Genomic DNA, 22,781 nt, shown 5'->3' with positions numbered 1-22,781 from the left:
TTCTCCTTTACACATACTAACCAAATCATGGCATCATCAGAAAGACAGGGCGATTTTTAGAGGTAATTTTGCAGATGTTGATATTACTGATCCTTTATTTCCACGCCTTCCAACGTACGATAGTTTTTATGATCATGAAACTATCCAATTAGTACAAGATGTTTTTAATAAGGATTTCAGCACATACAAATACCCATTAACTCCTTTAAAAAATACGTGATTTTCTAATTGCAGTTTCATATATTATAGAGAAACTTAAATTCACCTATTTAAGTTTCCTCATAAAACTCTCGTAGTAAGTTGGGACACTGGAGACAGTGCCTTTTTTATCTCTCTCATATCAGTTGGCCCTTTCCAAATACCTGCTTGTTTCCATTGTTTTTTCTTTTTCCCAACATACGAGGAGCTAAGATCATACATAATACCAATATCTTTATCCGGTATACCCTGTATATTTAAAATCCTGACAACCTCAGGTGTTAAACCACTCGGAGCTTCCCTTCTAGGTCCACCATTCTTTTTAGGCTGTGTATCAAAATATCTACCCAACTGGCGTAACTCATCACCAGTCGGGCATGCTTTACATTCATTGATACTGAAACATTCGTTTGATGTACGATTGTAATAACAACGTCTACATTTTTGTTCGATAATGTCACCAATTTGGTATGTGAGCTCTTTTCGCTCTTCTTTTGTCAGTTTCATATCGCTCACCTATAAGACTACTTTTAGCGCCATACCAAGCGCTTGTGTTTTACCTTGTAGCTCAATACGATGCTTTCTTTCCATCTCTGCTGTTTCATTTGCAGCGCCAACTTGGATATGCATTTTTTGAAGGTCATGATGTAATTCATGGTTCTTTTCTGTAATTGAATTAAATTCATTTAATAACGTGTTGTAATCCTCATCACGAGATTGTAGCTGATCTTGCATGAGTTTGAGTGCATCATCCGCTTCAAAGCGTGCTTTCTTTTCAGCAATGAAATCTTGCGCTAGTTTTTCTTTTATAACTTTTAATTCTTCGTACAGTTTCGATACTTCGTTTAGTTCTTTTTGAAGTACATCTTTTTCACAAAGAATGTCATTTAATCGCTCTTTCCAAGAAACATCTAGCGTTTCTACTTTCTCGATATGTGTAGCTACTACAGAATTAAATTTTGGTAGTTCGGATTTCGTTTTCTCGCCGTTTTGAGGTTGTTGTGATGGTTTTGTATTCTGAGGTTTCTTTGGTGCGCCTACACACTTATCAGGCGTTGCATTTGCTTCGCGTCTTTTTGAAACGTGATAATATAAATTCCCTTCTGTTACTCCAAACTCTGCTGCGATAACTCCCCAAGTCCATTTCTTACTATCCGCTTCACGTAATTTTTCAGCAGTTGCACAAATTTGATCCCAGTTTTTTTGTTCAGCCATATGTTCCGTTCTCTCCTCGAGTAGGCTCTCACCTAAGTTTTTTAGATTTTTACCGATTTCACAGTTCTCTGAACACCAACGCGCTATTGCATAATTGTTTCCAATTGATTTCGGAACAGTTTTACACGCTTTACAGTGACCATCTTGTATATTTAAAATCCTAAGTCGGACCTGCCGTTTCTCCTTTTTGTTCAATCCATCACCCCATATGAGATTGAAAGGGAGGTAGTACAACGAAATTGTCATACTACCAACCTGTATTTATTAGTCTTCTAATGTTTCATCAAAAGGCTTGTCCTCATCAGAGACTTCAAATCCATCAGAAGATTCCGATTCTTCCACTTGTACTTGCTCTTCTTCCGTGACAACCGTTTCTTCTGTCTCTGTTTCTTCCTTCGGTTTCTCTTCTGCTTTTGGCTGCTCTGCTACATCTGGCTGTTTCTCTTTCCATTCGTGCCATTTAATTGCCATTGGTGCGATACGAGCGCGGTAATCATCTATCATTTCAATCAGCTTCACGTTAGAAATTTTCAGCTCATTTGCTAACTTTAGATATGACTCTCCTTCAAGTTTTCGTTTTACAATGTAAGCAAAATCATGCGGTAAATCATCTAAACCTGGAGCGAGCCCGCTGATGATAAACGCATCTACAATTTCACGATCCGCTTGCTCTTTCTCTTCACGAGTTGGAATTTTCTCTTCTGGAATATCGAAATCAGCTTCTAACTGTTCAAATGATGCCTTTACTTCTTTCACAAACCCTTTGTCATCAACCTCATACTGCGTTACTGGTTCGTTCGTTTTTGCGTTAACAGTAACGTTGAAATTAACCTGCATGGATTCCAGCGAGATAAATACTTTTGTATCGATCATTTCGGAAAGTACATCCAACTTACCGCGCAATGATGAATCCGTTACTTCCAAAACAATTTCTTTCTTACCATCAGGTTTAAGATTTACTTTCTTTAAAGTTGGTTTGAATTCGATATATGACATATGATCCGCTCCCTTATTTCGCTTGTTTTAGTTTTTTCTCTTCACGCTTTAATTTGTTGTACTCATCTAGTGTGATGAATCCGCCATATTTGATAACATGCTTTAAAAGAATGAGTTGTAAGTGTGGATATTTATATTCGAACACCTTCTTTTTCACCGCGAATGTTTCCGTCACCATACCCTTTATGTCTACGACTTCCACATCACTATTTGGCAAATAGACCATGAAGTCTGCACTATATGTAATTGCCTTAAATTTCTTACCGTTCTTTGTAAATGCCGGTTGCAATGTAAATCTCGGCTGTAATTCAAAGCTCGTAATTTCACCTGCAGCTTTGCGAACTTTTAAACCCGTGTAATAATCCGCTTCTGCTTTACTATCGAATACATGGCTATCAAGTTTAACTTTCTTGTTATTGTACTTACTCAATAGTTTTCATCCTGACGTTGATGATTTACTTTGTTCTTTTCCAAGTATGATTGTTCTATGTCTTCATGAGTAAAGCCGAGGTGTTTTGTTCCTAATTCCATAAACAAGTTAAAAATTGTTTCCACATCATCCGCTAATTGCAATTTACTACTTGGATAATTGTGTGCTGTATCCCACATATCTCCTACGTAATAAAATAGCTTGTTAAATGTTCCAACGATTGTTTTTTCTGTTTCATCCTCGCACCGAAACTCTATTTTCACATCTAACTGATTGCTGATACTTAAAATAAAATGCAGTCCATCCACAAACTCTGTCAGAATGGTTTCTCTTTCACTTGGGCCTTTATTACTCCAATGTTTAAAACAACCTGTTTCGTTTGCTAATTCAGCAATTTCAACCTGTAGCGCTAAGATTAAATTACTAACTAAGTTTTGACCTTCCAAACCATGTTGTTTAATAATCCGATTATCAAGTATCTTTTGTAATCCACGTAATTTTGCGATGTTCATTATCGTTTTTCCCCTTTCGCTTCACTAATTAACTGAGTGATTTCATATACAGCATTTTGTGCACATTCCATGTTTCTTCACCCCTTGAATATTTTTCAAAAATCAATACATACTATTTTCAAGCCGCTTAATCCACGGCTGGTACTTCCTTCTTTTACAGTAAGAGGCAGATTGGTTCATCACTTTTCTAATTCTTACTGTATATTTTTAAAAATATCGAAAATAATACCAACAAGCTGTTTGAACTAGCAGCTTCACTCTTCTCGCAATGGGAATGCAATTTATCACAATTAGCTAACTCATTCGACTAACTGGCAGACAACCGAAAATGTTGTCTGCTTTTTGTATGGAATTTTTCATTTTACATATACTACTTTTGAGCCTGTTGCCAATGCAAGCCATTTGGTGTTTTGAATTCCGACTAAGCTTTTTGTTGCATAGATTATTACATCTTTGACAACACTGTTTTAAAGCGCGTTTTCTGGTTATTCGTAGTTCTAATCCAGAATAATTTTTCTCCTATAAAGGACGGCAGGTACGACTGCTCGTCCTTTTTTACTTATACCGCATACTCTCCTTTTTGGGAGTTTTGCACCACTTTCCCCTCATCATCGTAGTAAGCAATTTCCCAAAAAGGATGACAGTTGTGCTTCTCAATTTCTCCATCGAACAAAACGAACAAATGAGTTTTCCAGTTTCCGACGATCGTACCCCACATGCCAGCTATATTTACTCGCATACCCATGTAAGCGAAATGCAGGTTGCGATAATTCTGCATTTTCTTGAAAGCTTTCTCTGCGCTGTACATGCGCTTGATATCAAAAACGCCTTCATTCTCGCACTTTACAAACTTCATAAATTCAACCATTGGCATTGTTAGAAATCTTGTTCTGAACTTCTGCCAGTACAGGAATCTTGCTTTTCCTTCCGTTTCCGCTACTACAAATTTTTCATTTGGCCAATGTTCGAAAATAGTTGTGAGTTTGAATTTGTAAAGGACCACCATTCTTCCACCTCTCCCTTAATTCGCAATCAACTTACGGAACAATTCTTCGTTTCTTGTGTCTAGTGCATGATCGATAAGTTGTGCTTTGGCGAGTTTTTCTAAATCATTAACTACCTGTGCTAGTTCCAATCTTTCAGTAAAAGGTATATCTGTTTCATCAGATACTTCACCTTCTAATACCTCAATGAATAACGGATATCTGGATTTATCAGCGAAGTTTAATTCAATAAAAATTGTTTCTTTTTGATTAAAACGGATCTGATCAAAAGCTTTGTCTGGATCATCAGAAACTAAATTGTTTTTATAAAATTTAAATGGTACTGTTTTTGTGCATTGCGTAGACATAAACAATGAAATTGGTTTATCGAATTTAACTCGTTCTACAAAATGAACCCTTTTTAATGCCCCTTCATTTTTCAGTAAATATTCCAAAATCCAAAGGCACTCTCTCCATTTCATTTTGTAATGCTCTTTGAACCATTCAATAAACTCACGCTTTTTCTCAACCGACACGATGCTCATGCAGTAACCCCCTTTTCCATCCTTCAAATTTTTCTATCCAAGCATTCCAATTTTCTTTTTGCGTTGCTGCTTATTTGTCCCATTATTGATCCACTCCTTTTTTCTCCGTTTGTTTTTGTTTCCCATCTAAAATTTCAACCGTATTAGTTAAAGCTGATGGTAAAGGGATTCCGATACGACCTGCATTTTCTAAAAGTGAAAGTAATTCATTCCCAATGAAGAAGAAAATCGTCGCTTCACGAATTGCACTGTTTGTTCCCATAACTGCATCAGCTTGTGTGGCTGCTGCGACCAAAAGAAAAAGCACCACCTTTTTGGCGATGCCTTTAAAACCAACTTTACTTTTTAGGTCTCCATTAATTCCTGCTGCGAATACACCGGTAATATAGTCAATTGCTGCCATAATAACAAGAACTTTCAACGTTGTATCCCGTCCTCCCAAAAAGTATCCGCAGAAGCCACCGAATAAAACTATAAATGCTTTCAGTAATACATCCATACGATCCATCTTTTCACTCCTTATTTATAATAAAAAAAGAGAGACGCTTGTCCCTCTCTTAATAAGTACTTTTATTTTTATATTTTAAATCATCCCTTTTAATATTAAACCCAAAACTGACATAGTGATTGCGCTAATAATAATTCGCAAAATCCAAGTTGTATTCATGCTAATCTTTTCTAATTGCTTATTAATTGTTGCTATGTCTTTCTCATTAATTGTTGTGCGGGTTTCTAAATTACGAATATCTCGCATGATTTCTTTTTGTTCTGCTTTTAAACTATCAATTTTCACATAAACATCTTCCAATACGTTCACATCCTTTTATCATCTTAATAAAGCAATCTTTACATGATATGAGACAACCTTATTCATGGTGAATTTATCGCAGGAAATCCCATACAAAATCCGTATTTTGTGCAAAATAAAAACAGCTTACGGCTGCTCTGATTTCTCATTTATTAATTTTCGAACTAACTCTTCTAACGTTGCTATCTTGTTGTTTATTAATGTAATCTCTTATAAATAAATTATGAATCGCCTTTAAATAAGGCGATTTTTTATTTTTTAAAATCAATAACAATCACATAAAAACGTTACTATTAATCGGAAACAATAAATTTCTTAACTTGATGGTAATGGATCATTATGTTCCTTTGACGAATTACGCTTCTTTTTATGCCGTTTCTTCACTTACTCATATCTTCTATTTTATGTAACTAAGCCAAATACTTTATCACGGTCTGGACTACGCTGTCTCGCCATCTACATTTCACCTGTCACCTCACGTTCAAGTTTTTATATTTTCATGAGTTCACTACTTATGCTGATTGCTAAATAAATTTTATTTAAAAATATTTCTCGTTTATTTGTTACGAACTTCCTTTTGGTTTGTATATAGCAATGTAAGATAAAAAAGAGCTAAGGGAGTCGGGACATGAACCTTAAAATCAAAACACCAAACGGATTTAAATCAGATTTTTACATTTCACCAGAATTTATTAGCACTATCGGATTATCCATCTTATATCTCCACCTAGCAGGAATCATTTGATTCTTACTTTTCTTTTTCGTTCGTTTGTTTTGTTAAACGCTAAATCCAATTGAGACTGCGCCTTTCAAATTATTAAGTATTAAAAATCTTAATAAAAAAGAGTGCTATAAAGATATGCACTCTTTTAAAAGGCTTTACCAATCTCGACGATCATCACGATCACGGTCATGATTACGTCTGCGACGACACTCATCACAATCGCAGTCACGTCTACAATGACAGTCGTTAAAATCGTTTCTTCTGCGTCTACGACCGCATCCGCAAAATACTAAATCATCCCAAAATCTATTGCAATCTCGAGAATGTCCAAAATTATTGTTGCATCCCATAGATATGATTCCCTCCTCTAAAAATAGAATTCATCATATTCTATGAATAAAAGTTGAAAACAGCTTGTTTACTAGCCTATGTTTTTTGTTTTACACTAATAATATTCCAATTTGCAAGTCTGCCTCGCCCCTTATCTTTCCTTAACAACAAACAAGACACCAACCAGATCATGGCAGCGTCTACGATAATTGATATTGGTCTTATCATTCGGCATCATTCCTATTTCTTAAATAAAACAGAATCAACGATTGTTAAAACTACCCAAGCTATTCCGAGAAACACTGCAATTATTGGCGTCAACCAGAAGTAGTGATACCATTTTGTGTAACTACTCATCTTCCACCATTCATGGAGTGGATTAAGCCCTATCATTTATAACAACCCTCCCCCATTTTGTTCAATAAAAAGAGAGCACCTGCGCCAGTAGATGCTCTTAATGTGATAAAGAGTTTCTTATGAGTATTGAAATAAGGTAGATACAAGCGAGTGAGCCTGTCCTACACTCTTCAATATATGTAAAGGGGCAAACGAAAAAGAGCAATCCCCTATATATAATTAAAGCACCTGTATATCAAACGTTTATATCACCAATCAACCCAGCAAATATACCAGGCTCAATAAGAAACACAAAAGCCACGACACTCACACATCGTGGCTGACTATATAAATTCAATTGGTCTTTTCGTCCTTCTTGCGGATTCTTACCGCCCTTGCCCGTTCTCCGGTAACGTTTTGATAAAGGGGCTACGCTATCCCCACACTATTCTTCTTTCAAAGAACTGTATAGATATAGAGTAATATTGATTCTGTTTTGAGAAATCCCCGGAAACGTTCCCTTTTTATCGAAAAAAAGCCCTGCATTTATGCAGGTCAAATATAAATTAGTGACTTTACTTAGATAAGATTACTGATGGATTTCATATCACTTATTCTGTTGGAGACGGAAATCTTGCAGCTTCAAAATGCGTACTATTTTCTACAGTAGAGATAACTCCAGCTACGCTACTTTGTGCAAAAACCTCGACTACATCCCCAGCATTCAATTGAATTATTGATGAAACGGCAACAACATTAGCAAAGTTTATTGGACCAAAAAAATCATTATCTATTGCAATTGCTGGATTTCCATTAACTCGAATTTCTACCCGCGCTCTATAGTTTACGTTTAGATTATTGGGAATGAACGCAATTGTTCCAATAACAGAATAAACACCCCTTGTCTTTGGTATAAAAATGGATGTTGCAGGGTTATATTCATTTGCTAAATCAAATTGTTCATTTTGGAATAAGACTTTTACAAAAGTATTTGCTGGCACAATCTGATTAACTGTGCTCACAGCTCTAAAAGCAGACGCTCTTACAAGATTGTATTGGTTATCATCAGAACAACAATTCACTTTTACATTAACCCAAGGCTTTTCATCATGTTTTTTATCACATTTGTCATAACTCTTACTACTTTTATGACAATCATGATATTTCTTTTTGTTATCCTTACAATGATCATAGTAGGAATAAGACATACTAGTTTCCCCCTTTTAAATTTATTACTACATACTATGTAAGATAGATTTAAAAGGTTTGGACGAGCTATTATTATTTTTAATAGAATGAAAAAAACCTACCAATTGGCAGGGCAGGGAAATAATATAACATGTAAAGCAGAACAACCTCATCTTAACCAATCTATACAACATTACAAAATACTAGAATCCCATTTCCGATACCTCAAAACTAAGTTTATATAATCCCCACAGCTGTAGCTATCAACTGAATATCACTTTTTTCTTTATGATAAAACGGATCACGCTTTATCATAAATTCGTTGTACACAAACGAATCTTTAACCTTTCGATTCCCTATTATCCTACGTTCCTCTTCATCAAGAGATGTTACAACGTCCGTTCAATTTGTTTAACACGTATCTCATGATTCTTTTCGTCACCTTTCATTTTAGGAAAAAGAACGATGCCCCCCGCTCGAGCCTGTTCTTCTTGATTTTTCATCCGGACGCACAATGCTTTGTAGTTTTTCAGCTCCTTCACCACAAGTCTATGCATCTCCTTTTCATCGATGTCTTTAAAAAATGACAATTGATTCATACGATACGGTTCCCCTCCGTTCGATCTACTCACTTATAAACGAATTATTTTATTTAAATTTATACAGCATCTATTAAACACATAATAATTATAATTTTTTACTAGTATACAAGCCGTATCTTTTAAAAGAAGCACAACATAGAATAAAATACAGGACAAGACTTTCAAAAAACTTGTCTGAGTTTATTCTCAAAAAAGAGGTGAACATAAATGCCTATCGTTAAGCCCTTTATAGCTGGAAGACGATTTGTAAGTACAGCAGCAACAGGGACTGTCGCTGGAGCAGATTTAACTTTTGCTAACACAGACTTCACTGATGACACTGGTGCTGTAACAACATTCCCTGCTTCTTATGCTTTTTTAACACTTTATATTAATGGCGTTATTCAAACAGGGGATACTATTACTGGTGTGACTACTACAGCTGCTACTATTGTAGGAGGAGCTGTCCTAGATGGAGGAACTCCTATCGCAATCGAATTTACAATAACGTAAATTTAGTTATCTTTTTAGAGGTTTCATTAAAAGAAACCTCTAATTTTAAAAAATGAAGTTAATTTTAGTAGCAACTACATAATGCGGTGCATATACTATTATAGGATGATTGGTATTTATACTCACTCTTGAAAAGAGCACTTATATGGTGCTCTTTTTTAGTTTTAAACTAATACAAAATGAAATTTTTACCACATAGCTAATTGTTAAATATTTTACGCTTATACATTATAATGGAATAGTTATTGTATATTGGCATTAAGAGGAGCGTCTTGATTAAGCGCTTCTCTTTTTTTATAAAATAGCGTTTTTGTTCAAAATGATGACCTTATCTATTCGGACACATTTACAAAAAAACTCATGATATGGTTAATTAGTCGATTACCTCATTACTTGACGATTACCCTTAGAAACCCCGCAAACAATCGGGGTTTCTTTTATTAAAATAACTATTTTGTTGCATTTCCCAAGGGTTGAATTCCGAATCCTCTTTCTTTATTAAACTCCTTCATCTTTATAAAATTCTTGTAAACTCCCATATGAGATTATAGTCATTTTCTCACTCGCCATTGGTAAAGCTGCACTAACGCTAATAGAAATACTTATAGGTAATGCAATTTGCATTTGTTTCACCTTTTGGCTACATTTCACACAGAACTTGTCATTTGTTCCATCTTCCATGTCAATCCACTTATGTTTGCATTTCATTCTGTCCCTCTCGCCTTTAGATAATTTTCTGCGAATCGTAATTTCTGACCAATATACGAATCATTTTCTTCTCCACCACTTGCCAACCAATCTCTTACATGATTATGAATATCTTGAAGAACTACTAAAGGTAATTGTGAAGAAAGCTTATTTATTTGCTCTAAATATGTCATTTCTTTCTCTCTCCTGAATAAAACTCAAAATTCCGTCAATACTTTAGACACATGGTTATCTTTCTCCGATTTTCTTATAAAAGCAGTTAGCTTTTGCTAGCTGCTCTTTTATTTGTGACCAAGTGAAATCTTTACTAAAAATAATGAACTTTCAAAGCTACTGAATTGTAAATATAAATACACTACTATATATCTATAAAGGGGCGTTTTTATATAAATCCATATCAAAGAATATCTTTTATAATGATTATTTTAGTACCACTCCTTTTCTTAACTGTCACCCTAGTAACTGGTCGATAGGGGTTCTTCTTTTGGAGCCCACTGCCTAGTTTTATAAGTGGGATAATAGCTTTCAACTCTATAAAAAAACACGACAGTAGAAAAAAACTTTACAAAGTGTGCCTTTACAAGGCGCTCTTTTTTACATGTACTTACCAAATAGTATTTTTATTGAATTTTCATTGACTTTACGTTGACCTTTTGTTGACTTTTTCTTCACATTTAAAAGAAACGAACATACGATATTGTATGTAGTCTCTCCGCTCATAGGGATCTACCTTTCTTATCGAAGAGCATGCTTATATGTGTGCTCTTTTTACTTACAATGAAATAACAATTTTATTTAATATCCATTTCCTCTTGCATAAGAACTACAGTTTTAAACATTACTTGCTCAAAATCTTTTTCATCCATGTATGGCTTTACAATCTCTAGAATCGCAATAACCCATTCAAATTTGTTCACATTCTCACTTATATAAATACATATAAATATTAAGTTTCTCATTTAATTAACCTAGTGTTATAATGCAAGAGATTGATAATCATATTTATCTATTAAAGAAGGGTTCTCAAATTTCAGCACCTTGACGCATACCGTTAGGGGCTGAACTACTTTGTTGCGATAAGAATGATGTAATATTTATCATTTACAATAAAACTAAAAAAGAACACCTTAAGTCGGTGCCCTTCTTGCAAATATCAACCTTTATGTAATTGAACATACAGATAAAACTAATCCCCCAAATGTAATTGCACCTAGTAATCCTAATACAAATCCAGTTATGCAAATACAATCAGCAAGACAAATGGAAGACTGCGATAATGGAACAAATGACCTACTTGTACTCGATCCATATTGTTTTATTTTCTCATAATTCATATCTAACATTAATTGTAGACATGCTATACCTTCCTCAATAGAATGAAGAGATTCTTTTTCTAATCGATCCAATAATTTACTATTAAAAGTAATTGGAAGAGGATACCGTTTATCTAATTTCATATGTTGATAAATTAATTGTAAACGAGATAATATATTATTTTTCTTTTTTTCACATGTTACTGTGTGTTTCATTTTATTAAATTCATTTAATAACAGTGTCAATTCATCTCTGTTTCCGTATAAATCCCTTGCTATTTTTCTCTTTAGTTTGTACGAATGGATAATAGATTTAAGTTCAATCATTTTAATACACTTCCTAATAGAATTTTACTTACCTCAATATTTTAAAAATAAACAGTACTTTTAAATCTTATTTAAAATACACTCAAGTATCTTCATTTACTATCGATTAACATTACATTAATCTTACATAGTTGTAATAATTGCTTTCGCTACCCACTAACTAGAAGCAACAGATTCCTTATTTGATGGTAAAAATATAAAAAAGCAATGATTAGGTTTTAAGTCTAGTCATTGCTTTATATATCTTATCTTGATTTACAACTAAAAATCTAAATATCATTCTTTCACTTGAATGCTACATGTGTTTTTATTAAATTCTTTAATAAAAATTATATAATACTTCACTATTGGATTCCTTTTTTCTCTTATCAATATTCATATGTTACAATAGTACCAGTTGTATCAGTAGTACCATTAAAACCACTAAAACAATTAGAACAACTACCACAGCCGCCACAGCCGCCACAACCTCCACAACCTCCACAACCAAAACAACCGAAGCAACCAATACAACGGAATCCACCACAACGAAATCCACCACAGCGACCTGCACAACCTCCACAACGACCACAACCGCCACAGCGACGAGCAGCATCTTCAATATAGTAATATGGATATTGGTTTTGTTGGTCCCAATACACAATATTTCCAGATTGGTAATCATTAAGGCTTAACGCTTGTAGTTCTTGTTGAAACTTATTCATTTTCATTACCTCCGTTTATAAACTTCAACTTTTCCAATGCTTTCTTATATTTCTGTTCGTTAAATCTAAGTAGAAATAGCGCTATAAACTAAGTTCAATACGTACCCCTACAAAATATGACCTATCACTAGATAATGCACCTTGTTCATATACCTATTTTTAGGTTATTTTTTCCATAGGCTCATTTTTATAAATTGAAAAAAGACGCACTTAGATTGATGCGTCTTTTTGCGATACTTCTTTTGTGAAATCATATACATAAGTATTATCCATACCCCTACTCATTATCCAATGACATCTTCTACTTCTGTATTCACTGGCCACTTTTCTAAAGTATAAGCCATTTCCCAAAATGAATATTCATATTGACTACTAATAATAAAATGCTGTTTCATTCGCTTCCGGTCAGACTTTGTCACTTTTTCAGCGATAGTATCTAACCGTGTAATTTGCTCTTCAACTAATGTACGGAACCAATCAGATCCATAAGCAGAAATCCATTCGTTATAAATTGGCTCTTCTGGCTGACATTCTTTTAAACGCTCCCCAATTTCATAATACAACCAATAGCAAGGTAAAATTGCTGCAATGATATCGCCTAAATGTCCTTCATACGCAGCACGATACATATGTGAAGTATAAGCGTATGCAGTTGGAGCAGGGATAAAATTATCTTTCTCTTCTTGTGTTATCCCTAGTTTCTTCGCAAAGTTCTCATGTAAAGATAATTCCGCCTCGTATGTATTTTGAGCATGGTGTGCCATACGAGCTGTCGTTTCTAATTCCAGTGCTTTTGCAGCTCCTAAAGTTTGTACTCTAGCGAAGTGACTCAAATAATATGAATCTTGAAGTACGTAATAGCGAAAACTAGCTAAATCTAACGTTCCTTCACCAAGTTGTTTTACAAAAGGGTGATGAAAACTAGCTTCCCAAATTGAATCTACTTCTTGACGTAATGATTGTGAAAATGTCATTTAAATCCCTCCAATAAAGTATAAAATTTAAGTATTTACCCACAGTTATTAAATCTGTAAAATAAAAAAACTTTCTTTACAAACGTAAAGAAAGTGAAATTGACAGTATTTATTCATAAAATAGTAATGTCTTCCCACTTCCCTACGCTAGTATTAACCAGATCAGGTACTAAGAGTCTCAAATTCTCATTTGATCTCAGCCTATAATAGGCCCCCCTAGTGGATAAATATTTAATTTTCGTATTGTATTCATCATAACATACTTCATGTTACTGTCAAAAGTATTCATGATAGCGCTTCTTAAAATCCTTCTTCTTTTCTTGCTTTTAATGAAGTTTCAATAATCATATCTAATAGTTTACTATAATGAATACCAGCTGCATCTGCACTTTTCGGTAGTAAACTTGCTTGTGTCATCCCTGGTAATGTATTAACCTCCATTACATATGGAATTCCGTCCTTTACCATCATATCCACCCTTGCATAAACGCTGCATTTCAATGCTTTATAACAAGCCAGTGACGCTTTGTTTACACGTTCCTTCAATTCTCCTGGAAGTTCGATAACTTCTTCAATTGTACTAACATCATCATATTTTGCATTGTAATCAAAGAACTCAGCTGCATGTCGGATTGAAATAATAGGTAACTGTTTTCCATCAAAAATTGAACATGTAATCTCATCACCTTTTATATACTTCTCTATTACTACTTCAGAATCCCATTCAAACACAGTTTCCAGCATTGAAATTAATTCATCTTTATCATATACAATCTTTACCCCAACACTTGATCCACCAGAGTTTGGTTTTACCACTAACGGAAATCCTAACTTCTCTAATTCATCAAGATTTAGATCCGCCATTTTTGTAAGTTCAATCCAATCGGGTGTTTCTATACCTTCATAGCGTAAAATCTTTTTCGAAATATTTTTGTCCATACATATACCGCTAGATAACATATTGCTCCCGCTATATGGAATACCTAAACTTTCAAGCGTGCCTTGAACCGTCCCATCTTCTCCATATTTTCCGTGTAATGCAAGCAGCGCAAAATCAATGTCTTTCGCTTTTTCGATTAAATCCATTTTTTCATTTAACGTAATTGGTACGATTTCATATTTATTTTTATCTAAATTTGCAATCATTTCATTTCCAGTCATAATTGATACTTGTTTTTCAGAGGATACTCCCCCCATAATAACGCCAATTCTCATTTCCTCAACTCCAAATTTCAGTTTTTATTGTATCACCGATTATTTTGATTCCACGAACTATTTCTTCTTCTTTCAGACGTGAAAATCCTAATCGAAAAGTAGTCGCTCCTCCTCCATCAGAATAAAAAACATCTCCTGGAGAAAATGTAACCCCTTGCTCATAACACTTTTGTAAAAGTGTGCGGGCATGAATTTTTTCTTCTAACTCTATAAATAAATGAAGTCCACCATCACCGGTCATTCTTTGAAACGGAATGTACTCGTTACACGCCCCAACAGCTAATTCATATTTCTTCTTATAAACTGATCTTGCCTTTTTTAAATATTTTTCAAAATATCCTTCATGTAAATATTGAAATAGAACAGCTTGATCTAACGTAGATGTGTGAATCGTTCTTGCTCTTTTTACACTTTCTAAATGATGAATCAGTTCTTTATCGGCGATGATCCAGCCTACACGTAAACCAGGGAAAAGTACCTTTGAAAAGCTACTAATATAAATTACATTATTACCAGCGCCAGCAAAAGTTAATAATGGTGCTAAGTGTGAACCTGAATAACGTAGCTCTTCATTAAATCCATCTTCTATAATAGGAACCTTATATTTGGAGAATAATCTCATCAGTTCCGTTCTTTTCTCCGAACTCGTAACAATACCGGTTGGATTATGATAGGAAGGAATTAAATATGCGAAATCAAACTCTTTTTCACGCAAACTTTTTTCTACTTCGTTCGTATCGATGCCATCTTCATTCATATTAATTCCGTGAACTTCAAGTCCATGTAAACGGAAAAGCTTCAATGCAGCATGGTGAGTTGGATTCTCACAAATAACCCGCCCTGATTTCTTCGATAACGAGGATAGCACGATGTCTAATCCTTCTGTAAATCCATTTGTAATTAAAATATCTTTGTTCGAAATATCTACACCTTTCATTTCCATATAATGAAGTAGATAATTCATTAAAGGTCTATAACCTTTTGCGTATCCGTAGTTTAATACGACATCCCCTTCAATGGACATACGAGTAAGAAAAGCTCTTTTGAAATTTTCCACATCAAATAGCTTTTCGTCCGGAGCAATGCTATTAAAAACAATCATTCCTTTTTCCCAGCGAACACCATGTTTCATTAAATCTAATTCATCCGCTAATAAGGTAACTGTATTAAGTTTATGTTTCCAATCTATTTCAACAGACGAAGTGTTCGATATATCAACCTTCGCTACAAAATTCCCTTTCCCTTTAACTGCATAAATGAGTCCTTCTTGCTCTAAATCCGCATAAGCAGCGAGTACAGTATTTCTGCTCACACTTAGTAATTCACTTAGTTCCCTAGTTGAAGGGATTTTTTGATCCCCGAGCAAATGACCTTTCATAATCATCTTTTTCAAATAATCTTTCAATTGAATATAAACGGGACGATCTTTCACAACTTTAAAATCTTTAAACAATTCCTTACCCCCTGCAATCATTTTTGCATATTTATTTCATTCTCAAAAGGTCCACTACATATGTATTTTTTATAAAGGGCGGTACGGTCTTATAAAGTGGAACTTTAATCAATGGGGCTGATTATCACCCACTGATTATTATCCCTTAGTAACAGGCATTTTACTGCCTATTACTAAGGGATAAATCTTTGCGGTATAAGTTAATTACATCTTTTAAAGCTGCTGCTGCGGCTCCACGTGGATTGGAAGCACCACCAATTGTAGTAACTTGCCCCATCGTATCTGTAAAGAACGTAATTCCTTTTTCTGTTCCATTTACTTTTGCTAGTGGATGATCTTTATCTATTTCGTACGGTTCCACATGAAGAGCCACTTTACCATCCTTATCCTTATATGCTGAAGCTATTAATTTAATATATTTATTTTGTTCTTTAGCATTTCGAATTTGTTGTTTTGTAACATGTTCAATACCCTTTATATGTATATCAGTAAGCGTATTTTCTGTTCCCATTAAACTGTTTGTCAAAAGTAACAATTTACACGCACTATCAGAACCACTTACATCTAATATTGGGTTCGTTTCAGCAATTCCTTTACTTTGCGCTTCTTTCAGTGCTTCTTCAAACGTAATATCTTCCTCATTCATTTTCGAAAGGATATAATTTGTAGTCCCGTTTAATATTCCTTCTATTTTTTCAATATGGCAACCAGCTAAACTAAATTGACCAATATCAAGTGTCGGTAATGCCGCCGCAGTTGCACCACTATATCGAATTCGTACATTTGCGATTTTTGCTGCTTCATTTATTTCTCTCCAGTTTGTAACGAGTGCGCCTTTTGAAATTGCTACAATATCCATATGGTTCTCAATCGCTTGTTTTATATATTGTTTTCCTGGATTTCCATCTTTAAGGTTTGTAACTGTTGATTCTACTAATACAGTTCCACTTATGCTAGTTGTTGCTCGTTCCTCTGGATGATGTTCAATGTATTCTTCAATTGCAGCGCTACCGCCACCATACATTAATAAGTGATGAATAGATAATCCATCCTCATTATGTATTGCAACATTTCTACCTAATACAGCGCTTACCACTAAATCTATTCCATATGATTCATTTATATATAAATATTTTTCATTTAATAATTTTATAAACTCTCTTCCTACTGTCCCATATCCAGATAATACAACTTGAACTTTCATAATATCCCCCCATATTTTTCTACCATATCCCTCTTTCAATATAATATAAAGCGCCCTCGAATTCCATCGAGAGCGCTTTATTATTACCTATTTCGGTAATCTTGATAATTTTTCTGCAATTGTTCTATAAAACTCTTGAATGCTAGAAAAACCTAACGTATCTGAAACACTAAGTCCTACCATATCGAGATGGTCCCAATTTGCTTTTGTTTCAATATGATTCCATTTCCCAATCTGTAAATGCTCATTACTATTTACAATAGCATTAGATGAGGGCGCGACCATAGAATTTGTATTTACTACACCGTCATTTTGCCACCAAGAAGTATCAATTAATGGTCGATTTTCTTCATATCTTGCATAGGAACCTAAGAAAAACGCATTACCCATTAACACCTTATTCATCGTTATATGAGGTAGATGTAAACCTGTTATAGGTGCCGCTTGTGATGCATGACCACTATATGATAAGTAATACACATCTGATTGCGTTTTTACCCAATTATTAAGCTCCTTTGCACCATCTGTACTTAAATCCCATTGACTTATATCTTTTGTATCTTCCCAAAGTGAACTATTTACAATACGATCAGTATATTGGAAAAAAGACTCTCCAGTATTCTTTTTTATACCCCATTGATCCAATTTAAAATCATATAACGATAAATTATTATTCCCTCCAAAACTTGCAGCTGTAATGAGTAAATCTTTAACGAACGGTAGTAGAAGACTACCATCCGCAAGTGTCGTGCCATTGTGAGGAGTTGCTAATGTTGTCACACTATGAACATATGATTTCTTGCCCTCAAATAGTGGTGATATATTCGTGTTCGGATGATTTTTCACATGATTTTTTTCTTCAAAACTACCTTCTTTTAATAGCTGTACTAATGTTCTAATTGTTTGTCCGCCCATGCTATGCCCAACTAAATGAACTTTATTTGTTTCACTCCAATTCGGTGCAAAACCACTATAAGTTCTACCAAAACGATTATGTCCATGTTTCTCAGCATGTGCGGCACCGTAGTCTACTGTACCTCCATTAATTTGCGCATATAATTCACATGCACGATCCCAGTTACTAGAAACTGGTCCAACAGCAGCAGTATGTACTGTATAGCCACTTCTTTTTAAATCTTCTTGTATATCATGAACACCACCCCAATATTTAACCCCTAACATTTCCTCTCTACCCCACCCAGCAAATCCATTCACTAATATGATAGGATAATCATTTTGTTGTTTCTCTTCAGCGTAAGTTATTTTTGCTGCGAATAAAAACACAGTCCCTATTGCGAATAAAAATATTTTTAAAAATAATTTCCCCATGCTTCCTCCCCCTAATAAAGCGTTTACATTTCCCTATTAAAAATGAGTTCTTAACTTAAACATAATGTAAAGTATTTTATATACATTGTATATAGAGAAAACATACACAAATGTTGATAAATATTAATTCAAGTGAGGAATTACTTTTTACAATATAACTTGTAAATCTAATTATTTAAATTTATAATTAAATATAGGTTCCTTATATTAAATAGCTTTAATAATTATAAGAAAACTAATTTTATTACTTAAGGAGGAGGAAAAGGCATGCAAATCGGATTAAATATTCATACGTTATCTCAACCTACTAAAATAACTCCATCTAATCTTGAGCATAATACTATCTCTTCTACTAAACTTGAAGATAAAAAATCAAATGATCCCATCAAATTTGATATTCGTTCATCTGAAAAAGAAATGAAACAACCTGAGCATAAATTTAACGAATTAGATTTATGGAAGATGTTAAAAGATAAAGGTGTTCCTTTATGGATCATACTTGAAATGCTACAAAGGTCTCGTAAGGAAAAAGAATCTCAAAATAATTCAGTTCAAAATTCAAATGCGATTGAAGAACCGAGCGAGACGCGATTAAATGAAGTAATGTAAACTATGTTATCTAAATGGTCTAAAATTAAAAAGAGTTCAGGGCTGATAAAATTCCTATCAACCTTGAACTCTTTTTTATGATTTTTCTCCAATCGTGACAAATTGAACTGATACTTCTTCCTCAAAATCTTTAATTAACTTTCTTACTTTTACATATTCATTAGTCAATGTATTATCTGTCGACATTTTAGGTTTTTCGTCACCTAAAGATTCTTTCAGATGAAGAAGTTGCATTTTTGTTTCATTTGCCTGTATTTCTTTATATACACTATTGCTCGCCACAATTACATACCATAGTGTTCCATAATTTCGATTATTACCAAGCCAAGCATCACTTTCATATGCAACTGGTATCGCTTTACCTTCTATTTCAATACTTTTTATATTCTTTTCTTCTTCATTTATAAATAATAGTGAACTTTCTTTTGGAAAACTCGGTAACGTATCTAAAGGTTTAGAATGGGATGAATGATCTCTTTTACGAAAAATTTTTGCTTTAATCATCGCTTTTGCAGTAGATTCATTTAATATCAAAACCCTTTTTTGGTCAAATCTACCTGTTTTCACCGAAAAAACTTCATGTTCTTTCGTATTTTCCTTATAACGATTCATAATTGTTGAAGTATGATTCTCATCTCCAATGATTAATACGCCGTTAGCTGGAAATCTGTTTTCATTTTTAGAGCATGCACTTAAACTTATTAAAATTAATATACTTAATATGAAAATAGAGAGTGGTTTTTTCATCACAGTTCCTTTCATAACTCAAATTGTTTTTTTACATGCTTTTCTGCAATCTTACTTGCTGATATTCTCTACTGTTCCATAGTTTTATAAAGCTTTTGTAAGTAACGCCAACGAGTTATAAAGAAATATAAAACTTGTATACATATAAATGAAATTAAAATTATGATAGAGCTATTCATAATAGAAAAATCGACTAATTGTTGTAATGCCATATAAGCGACCACAGTATGAATCACTGCAACTATAATCGGTAAGAAGAACATTAATACTAATTGTCTTGTTACAACTTTTTTCAACTCTCGTTTACTTAATCCCATTTTCGAAATCATCTTATATTGCTGCTGATCGCGGTCCAAATCAGTATATAACCGGAAATAAATAAAACTAGCAGCGAAAGTAAAGAAGACGATTCCAACTAAAACACTTGCCATAAGTAATAACCCATTCGTTTGTTTTGCACTTAACAACTCTATAGTTAGTGCTCTAAATTCAAAATGTATGTCTCTAGGATCTTGATCGAATATGTCACTTAATTGGTTTGAAATCTCTTTCGTTTTTATCCAATCATCTACAACAAATCCATAAGTTCGATATTGAATAATATTTTCAAAATCTAGATTACTATTAAGCGGAATTTCATCATACACATGATCTTGAATCGCAATATTAATCCCTTCCGTATCGTGTGGCAAAACTAAATTATCTACAGTTTTTTTCACATGAAATGTCTTTGTCCAATCGCCTTGAATGACTTCAATATTCTTTTTATAATCACCATTTTTAAACTCTTGTTTTTGTGATACGACTCCAGGGATTAATAACATTTCATCTTCTTTTTCAATCGTTTCTTGTTGGTACCCGAGTGCTCTCGCAAGTTCGTTATATTCACTTAACTTCATTACATTTACATTACTTTCTGTATAAATATCTGAAGTGGAAGCCATTCGATATGGAATATTAGAATCAGCAAGATGTTTTTTTATAATCGAGAGATGTTTATCCGTTATTTTATTTTTATCAGGAGCTGTATACAGAAATGTATACGGGTTTGTCATCCTTACCAAATCTTTGTTTCCAAGAGCTGCTGTCGTGCCAATTGCTGTAAAAGCAACTGCTGAAATAATAGATACTATAAAAAACATTGTTGCATTATCTTTCATACGGTATATTAATTCTGAAAATGTTAATATATTGGTTCTCTTTAAAAAGAAAGATTCACTCCTTTTCACAAGATGCAATATATAAACGCTACACTGTGTATATAAAAAGTACGTTCCTATAATTACTAGGAGAACACCCATTCCGAGCGTAATAAAACTATAACTTGGGATAAAGCGAAATACTAAAATATAGCCATATCCTATACTAAATAAAGAAAAAATTGATAATAAAATTGACGATTTCGGTTCAGGCTTTGGCTTTTCCCCTGCTTGAATAAGTTCCACAAGTTCTGTTACTTTTATCATTTTAAAAGTAACTAGCGAAACAATTAAAAATAAGAATAGAAACGTGATGCCAGTTAATAATACCGCCTTTACTGGTATATAAAAAGGTAAGCCGTTACTAATCATTAATACACTGGCACTTATTAATAAAACTAGTTTAGAAAATATAAGTCCAATAAGAACCCCTATACAAATTGAACCAAGTCCAATTAACATATTTTCAATTAACAATAACTTCTTAAGCTGTCTCATTGACATACCTTGCATCATTAAAATGCCAAATTCTTTCTTACGCGTTTTTAAAAACGAACTCACTGAATATAGAATGAAGAAGAATGAAAAGACAAAAATCAAACCTTGAGAAACTTCAAATCCTAATGTACCAAATGTACTTATTGTTTTACTTGTCGATTTCAACTCCCCCTGTAAATCAGGATGGAATAATAAAAGAGCATACGTAAAGAAAATCATTATAGAAAATGCACTACTTAAAAAATGGGCAGCATATGTACGCTTATTACGAAAAATATTATTAAATGCGAATTGACGAAAAGTCATGCCTTTTCCCTCCTAACAAAGAAAGGACATCCATAATCTTTTGATAAAATGCTTGCCTGCTTTCACCACGATAAATTTCGTTATATAGTTGACCATCTTTAATAAAAATTACTCGGCTGCAAAAACTCGCTGCATACGGATCATGAGTCACTAACATCATCGTAGCTTTTTCTTCCTTATTTAGAGTATCTAACATCTCCATTACATCATTTGAAGATTTAGAATCTAAATTCCCTGTTGGTTCATCTGCGAGTAATAATTGCGGCTTATGAACAATTGCACGAGCAATTGCTGTTCTTTGAGCTTGGCCTCCTGATATTTCAAACGTTCTTTTATTCAATATATCTGTAATATTTAATTTCTCTGCGATTTCTTGTACGCATTTGTTCATTTCTTGCACAGAAACGCCATCTAATGTCATCGGCAATACGATATTTTCCTTCACTGTAAGCGTGCTAAGTAAATTAAATGATTGGAAAACAAATCCTAATTGTTTCCTACGGAATAAAGCTAAATCTTCTGATGATAACTGGAAAGGATTTGTACCGTTTATTACTATTTCTCCTGAGGACGGAGAATCGATAGTAGATACCATATTTAATAATGTAGTTTTCCCGCTACCAGATGGACCCATAATCCCTACAAATTCGCCTTCTTGAATCGATAAATCAATATCTACTAATGCTTTAAAAGGTATTTTCCCTTTATATACTTTACTAATATTTTTCGCATGTAAAATTTCCATTTCTATTCTCCCTTCATTTGCACTTCTCACAATAGAGTGTAAATGAATTCTCTTATAGCTCATATTGATTCATCTTTCATTTATCTTACAC

At 33.7% G+C, this 22,781-nt stretch carries 28 protein-coding genes, 1 pseudogene and 1 riboswitch; of the genes and pseudogenes, 3 read left to right on the top strand and 26 right to left on the bottom strand.

The window, feature by feature from the left end:
* A pseudogene (locus RBB48_RS25415) lies at positions 1–220 on the top strand (sulfotransferase family 2 domain-containing protein); the annotation flags it as partial.
* A gap of 59 nt (positions 221–279) precedes the next feature.
* On the opposite strand, the gene RBB48_RS25410 reads toward RBB48_RS25415, so the two are convergent.
* The 13 genes from RBB48_RS25410 to RBB48_RS25350 all read right to left on the bottom strand — a co-directional run bounded on the left by RBB48_RS25410 (position 280) and on the right by RBB48_RS25350 (position 8,864).
* Positions 280–705 (bottom strand): hypothetical protein, encoded by a 426-nt coding sequence (locus tag RBB48_RS25410; protein WP_306008256.1) that lies wholly within the window; start codon positions 703–705, stop codon positions 280–282.
* A gap of 9 nt (positions 706–714) precedes the next feature.
* Positions 715–1,608 (bottom strand): zinc-finger domain-containing protein, encoded by an 894-nt coding sequence (locus RBB48_RS25405; RefSeq protein ID WP_306008255.1) that lies wholly within the window; start codon positions 1,606–1,608, stop codon positions 715–717.
* A 69-nt stretch (positions 1,609–1,677) separates the two neighbouring features.
* On the bottom strand, positions 1,678–2,409 hold the full coding sequence (locus RBB48_RS25400) for a 2-methylcitrate dehydratase (protein ID WP_097908709.1): 732 nt from the start codon (positions 2,407–2,409) through the stop codon (positions 1,678–1,680).
* 13 nt (positions 2,410–2,422) lie between these two features.
* Positions 2,423–2,839 carry a DUF1064 domain-containing protein gene (locus tag RBB48_RS25395; RefSeq protein ID WP_306008254.1) on the bottom strand — a complete coding sequence of 139 codons (417 nt, stop codon included), beginning with the start codon at positions 2,837–2,839 and terminating at the stop codon, positions 2,423–2,425.
* Complete coding sequence (locus RBB48_RS25390; RefSeq protein WP_097908713.1) at positions 2,836–3,351, bottom strand: dUTP diphosphatase; 516 nt, start codon at positions 3,349–3,351, stop codon at positions 2,836–2,838. Before RBB48_RS25390 ends, RBB48_RS25395 begins: the two co-directional genes overlap by 4 nt.
* 559 nt (positions 3,352–3,910) lie before the next feature.
* Entirely contained in the window at positions 3,911–4,357 is a 447-nt protein-coding gene (locus RBB48_RS25385) for an MFS transporter (protein ID WP_257131281.1), read from the bottom strand.
* A 15-nt stretch (positions 4,358–4,372) separates the two neighbouring features.
* The gene (locus RBB48_RS25380; RefSeq protein WP_088063570.1) at positions 4,373–4,879 is read right to left on the bottom strand and encodes a YpiB family protein; all 507 of its coding nucleotides are present in this window, start codon (positions 4,877–4,879) and stop codon (positions 4,373–4,375) included.
* Between the two features lie 82 nt (positions 4,880–4,961).
* Entirely contained in the window at positions 4,962–5,387 is a 426-nt protein-coding gene (locus RBB48_RS25375; RefSeq protein WP_306008253.1) for a phage holin family protein, read from the bottom strand.
* 75 nt (positions 5,388–5,462) lie between these two features.
* Complete coding sequence (locus tag RBB48_RS25370; protein ID WP_000390479.1) at positions 5,463–5,687, bottom strand: hypothetical protein; 225 nt, start codon at positions 5,685–5,687, stop codon at positions 5,463–5,465.
* An 879-nt stretch (positions 5,688–6,566) separates the two neighbouring features.
* Positions 6,567–6,761 (bottom strand): hypothetical protein, encoded by a 195-nt coding sequence (locus RBB48_RS25365; RefSeq protein ID WP_080000129.1) that lies wholly within the window; start codon positions 6,759–6,761, stop codon positions 6,567–6,569.
* Positions 6,762–6,981: 220 nt separating this feature from the next.
* Entirely contained in the window at positions 6,982–7,134 is a 153-nt protein-coding gene (locus RBB48_RS25360) for a hypothetical protein (protein WP_157639288.1), read from the bottom strand.
* A gap of 554 nt (positions 7,135–7,688) precedes the next feature.
* The gene (locus tag RBB48_RS25355; protein WP_000122592.1) at positions 7,689–8,285 is read right to left on the bottom strand and encodes a hypothetical protein; all 597 of its coding nucleotides are present in this window, start codon (positions 8,283–8,285) and stop codon (positions 7,689–7,691) included.
* A 369-nt stretch (positions 8,286–8,654) separates the two neighbouring features.
* Positions 8,655–8,864, bottom strand: a complete 210-nt coding sequence (locus RBB48_RS25350; RefSeq protein WP_142291749.1) for a hypothetical protein — start codon at positions 8,862–8,864, stop codon at positions 8,655–8,657.
* A 210-nt stretch (positions 8,865–9,074) separates the two neighbouring features.
* On the opposite strand from RBB48_RS25350, the gene RBB48_RS25345 reads away from it, so the two are divergent.
* Complete coding sequence (locus RBB48_RS25345) at positions 9,075–9,359, top strand: DUF4183 domain-containing protein (protein WP_001123250.1); 285 nt, start codon at positions 9,075–9,077, stop codon at positions 9,357–9,359.
* A 498-nt stretch (positions 9,360–9,857) separates the two neighbouring features.
* Here RBB48_RS25345 and RBB48_RS25340 read toward each other — a convergent pair whose 3' ends face one another.
* From RBB48_RS25340 to RBB48_RS25295, 10 genes are all read right to left on the bottom strand, one after another.
* Positions 9,858–10,067, bottom strand: a complete 210-nt coding sequence (locus tag RBB48_RS25340; protein WP_223270653.1) for a hypothetical protein — start codon at positions 10,065–10,067, stop codon at positions 9,858–9,860.
* The gene (locus tag RBB48_RS25335; protein WP_170958655.1) at positions 10,064–10,240 is read right to left on the bottom strand and encodes a DUF6877 family protein; all 177 of its coding nucleotides are present in this window, start codon (positions 10,238–10,240) and stop codon (positions 10,064–10,066) included. Before RBB48_RS25335 ends, RBB48_RS25340 begins: the two co-directional genes overlap by 4 nt.
* 618 nt (positions 10,241–10,858) lie before the next feature.
* Positions 10,859–10,984 carry a hypothetical protein gene (locus RBB48_RS25330; protein WP_255258668.1) on the bottom strand — a complete coding sequence of 42 codons (126 nt, stop codon included), beginning with the start codon at positions 10,982–10,984 and terminating at the stop codon, positions 10,859–10,861.
* A gap of 243 nt (positions 10,985–11,227) precedes the next feature.
* Positions 11,228–11,707: a homoserine dehydrogenase gene (locus RBB48_RS25325; RefSeq protein WP_176549881.1), complete on the bottom strand. Its 480-nt coding sequence runs from the start codon at positions 11,705–11,707 to the stop codon at positions 11,228–11,230.
* A 368-nt stretch (positions 11,708–12,075) separates the two neighbouring features.
* A complete protein-coding gene (locus tag RBB48_RS25320; RefSeq protein ID WP_098133536.1) occupies positions 12,076–12,417 on the bottom strand; it encodes a heterocycloanthracin/sonorensin family bacteriocin in 342 nt (113 codons plus the stop codon).
* A 278-nt stretch (positions 12,418–12,695) separates the two neighbouring features.
* Positions 12,696–13,385 carry a thiaminase II gene (gene tenA / locus RBB48_RS25315; protein WP_088063567.1) on the bottom strand — a complete coding sequence of 230 codons (690 nt, stop codon included), beginning with the start codon at positions 13,383–13,385 and terminating at the stop codon, positions 12,696–12,698.
* Between the two features lie 122 nt (positions 13,386–13,507).
* Positions 13,508–13,613, bottom strand: a riboswitch (TPP riboswitch).
* 72 nt (positions 13,614–13,685) lie between these two features.
* Positions 13,686–14,600: a D-alanine--D-alanine ligase gene (gene ddlB, locus RBB48_RS25310; RefSeq protein WP_088063566.1), complete on the bottom strand. Its 915-nt coding sequence runs from the start codon at positions 14,598–14,600 to the stop codon at positions 13,686–13,688.
* Between the two features lie 4 nt (positions 14,601–14,604).
* Entirely contained in the window at positions 14,605–16,053 is a 1,449-nt protein-coding gene (gene pdxR, locus RBB48_RS25305; RefSeq protein ID WP_046959518.1) for a MocR-like pyridoxine biosynthesis transcription factor PdxR, read from the bottom strand.
* Positions 16,054–16,213: 160 nt separating this feature from the next.
* Positions 16,214–17,257 carry a homoserine dehydrogenase gene (locus tag RBB48_RS25300; RefSeq protein WP_088063565.1) on the bottom strand — a complete coding sequence of 348 codons (1,044 nt, stop codon included), beginning with the start codon at positions 17,255–17,257 and terminating at the stop codon, positions 16,214–16,216.
* Positions 17,258–17,344: 87 nt separating this feature from the next.
* On the bottom strand, positions 17,345–18,586 hold the full coding sequence (locus tag RBB48_RS25295; RefSeq protein WP_306008252.1) for an esterase/lipase family protein: 1,242 nt from the start codon (positions 18,584–18,586) through the stop codon (positions 17,345–17,347).
* Positions 18,587–18,853: 267 nt separating this feature from the next.
* On the opposite strand from RBB48_RS25295, the gene RBB48_RS25290 reads away from it, so the two are divergent.
* On the top strand, positions 18,854–19,195 hold the full coding sequence (locus tag RBB48_RS25290) for a DUF3914 domain-containing protein (RefSeq protein WP_048560973.1): 342 nt from the start codon (positions 18,854–18,856) through the stop codon (positions 19,193–19,195).
* A gap of 75 nt (positions 19,196–19,270) precedes the next feature.
* Here the strand turns inward: RBB48_RS25290 and RBB48_RS25285 are convergent, their stop codons facing one another.
* The 3 genes from RBB48_RS25285 to RBB48_RS25275 all read right to left on the bottom strand — a co-directional run bounded on the left by RBB48_RS25285 (position 19,271) and on the right by RBB48_RS25275 (position 22,690).
* Positions 19,271–19,942 (bottom strand): lipoprotein BA_5634 family protein, encoded by a 672-nt coding sequence (locus tag RBB48_RS25285; RefSeq protein ID WP_306008251.1) that lies wholly within the window; start codon positions 19,940–19,942, stop codon positions 19,271–19,273.
* Positions 19,943–20,010: 68 nt separating this feature from the next.
* Complete coding sequence (locus RBB48_RS25280; RefSeq protein WP_088063562.1) at positions 20,011–21,945, bottom strand: ABC transporter permease; 1,935 nt, start codon at positions 21,943–21,945, stop codon at positions 20,011–20,013.
* Positions 21,920–22,690, bottom strand: coding sequence for an ABC transporter ATP-binding protein (locus RBB48_RS25275; protein WP_088063561.1), 771 nt, complete (start codon positions 22,688–22,690; stop codon positions 21,920–21,922). The genes RBB48_RS25280 and RBB48_RS25275 overlap by 26 nt, the downstream gene beginning before the upstream one ends.
* Between the last annotated feature and the right edge of the window lie 91 nt (positions 22,691–22,781).

Source organism: Bacillus sp. MMSF_3353 (assembly GCF_030733445.1).
Classification (GTDB): domain Bacteria; phylum Bacillota; class Bacilli; order Bacillales; family Bacillaceae_G; genus Bacillus_A; species Bacillus_A wiedmannii.
The sequence above is the reverse complement of the archived record's forward strand: the minus strand, read 5'-3'. Positions and strand labels throughout refer to the sequence as shown.

Excerpts from the sequence above, each read along its gene's own strand:
- RBB48_RS25345 (WP_001123250.1), top strand. The coding sequence starts at position 9,075 with ATGCCTATCGTTAAGCCCTTTATAGCTGGAAGACGATTTGTAAGTACA.
- RBB48_RS25355 (WP_000122592.1), bottom strand. The coding sequence starts at position 8,285 with ATGTCTTATTCCTACTATGATCATTGTAAGGATAACAAAAAGAAATAT.
- RBB48_RS25275 (WP_088063561.1), bottom strand. The coding sequence starts at position 22,690 with ATGGAAATTTTACATGCGAAAAATATTAGTAAAGTATATAAAGGGAAA.
- RBB48_RS25280 (WP_088063562.1), bottom strand. The coding sequence starts at position 21,945 with ATGACTTTTCGTCAATTCGCATTTAATAATATTTTTCGTAATAAGCGT.
- RBB48_RS25290 (WP_048560973.1), top strand. The coding sequence starts at position 18,854 with ATGCAAATCGGATTAAATATTCATACGTTATCTCAACCTACTAAAATA.
- RBB48_RS25295 (WP_306008252.1), bottom strand. The coding sequence starts at position 18,586 with ATGGGGAAATTATTTTTAAAAATATTTTTATTCGCAATAGGGACTGTG.
- RBB48_RS25380 (WP_088063570.1), bottom strand. The coding sequence starts at position 4,879 with ATGAGCATCGTGTCGGTTGAGAAAAAGCGTGAGTTTATTGAATGGTTC.
- RBB48_RS25410 (WP_306008256.1), bottom strand. The coding sequence starts at position 705 with ATGAAACTGACAAAAGAAGAGCGAAAAGAGCTCACATACCAAATTGGT.
- RBB48_RS25375 (WP_306008253.1), bottom strand. The coding sequence starts at position 5,387 with ATGGATCGTATGGATGTATTACTGAAAGCATTTATAGTTTTATTCGGT.
- RBB48_RS25385 (WP_257131281.1), bottom strand. The coding sequence starts at position 4,357 with ATGGTGGTCCTTTACAAATTCAAACTCACAACTATTTTCGAACATTGG.
- tenA (WP_088063567.1), bottom strand. The coding sequence starts at position 13,385 with ATGACATTTTCACAATCATTACGTCAAGAAGTAGATTCAATTTGGGAA.
- RBB48_RS25360 (WP_157639288.1), bottom strand. The coding sequence starts at position 7,134 with ATGATAGGGCTTAATCCACTCCATGAATGGTGGAAGATGAGTAGTTAC.
- RBB48_RS25335 (WP_170958655.1), bottom strand. The coding sequence starts at position 10,240 with ATGACATATTTAGAGCAAATAAATAAGCTTTCTTCACAATTACCTTTA.
- RBB48_RS25285 (WP_306008251.1), bottom strand. The coding sequence starts at position 19,942 with ATGAAAAAACCACTCTCTATTTTCATATTAAGTATATTAATTTTAATA.
- RBB48_RS25365 (WP_080000129.1), bottom strand. The coding sequence starts at position 6,761 with ATGGGATGCAACAATAATTTTGGACATTCTCGAGATTGCAATAGATTT.
- RBB48_RS25350 (WP_142291749.1), bottom strand. The coding sequence starts at position 8,864 with ATGAATCAATTGTCATTTTTTAAAGACATCGATGAAAAGGAGATGCAT.
- RBB48_RS25320 (WP_098133536.1), bottom strand. The coding sequence starts at position 12,417 with ATGAAAATGAATAAGTTTCAACAAGAACTACAAGCGTTAAGCCTTAAT.
- RBB48_RS25400 (WP_097908709.1), bottom strand. The coding sequence starts at position 2,409 with ATGTCATATATCGAATTCAAACCAACTTTAAAGAAAGTAAATCTTAAA.
- RBB48_RS25390 (WP_097908713.1), bottom strand. The coding sequence starts at position 3,351 with ATGAACATCGCAAAATTACGTGGATTACAAAAGATACTTGATAATCGG.
- RBB48_RS25340 (WP_223270653.1), bottom strand. The coding sequence starts at position 10,067 with ATGAAATGCAAACATAAGTGGATTGACATGGAAGATGGAACAAATGAC.
- ddlB (WP_088063566.1), bottom strand. The coding sequence starts at position 14,600 with ATGAGAATTGGCGTTATTATGGGGGGAGTATCCTCTGAAAAACAAGTA.
- RBB48_RS25300 (WP_088063565.1), bottom strand. The coding sequence starts at position 17,257 with ATGAAAGTTCAAGTTGTATTATCTGGATATGGGACAGTAGGAAGAGAG.
- RBB48_RS25325 (WP_176549881.1), bottom strand. The coding sequence starts at position 11,707 with ATGATTGAACTTAAATCTATTATCCATTCGTACAAACTAAAGAGAAAA.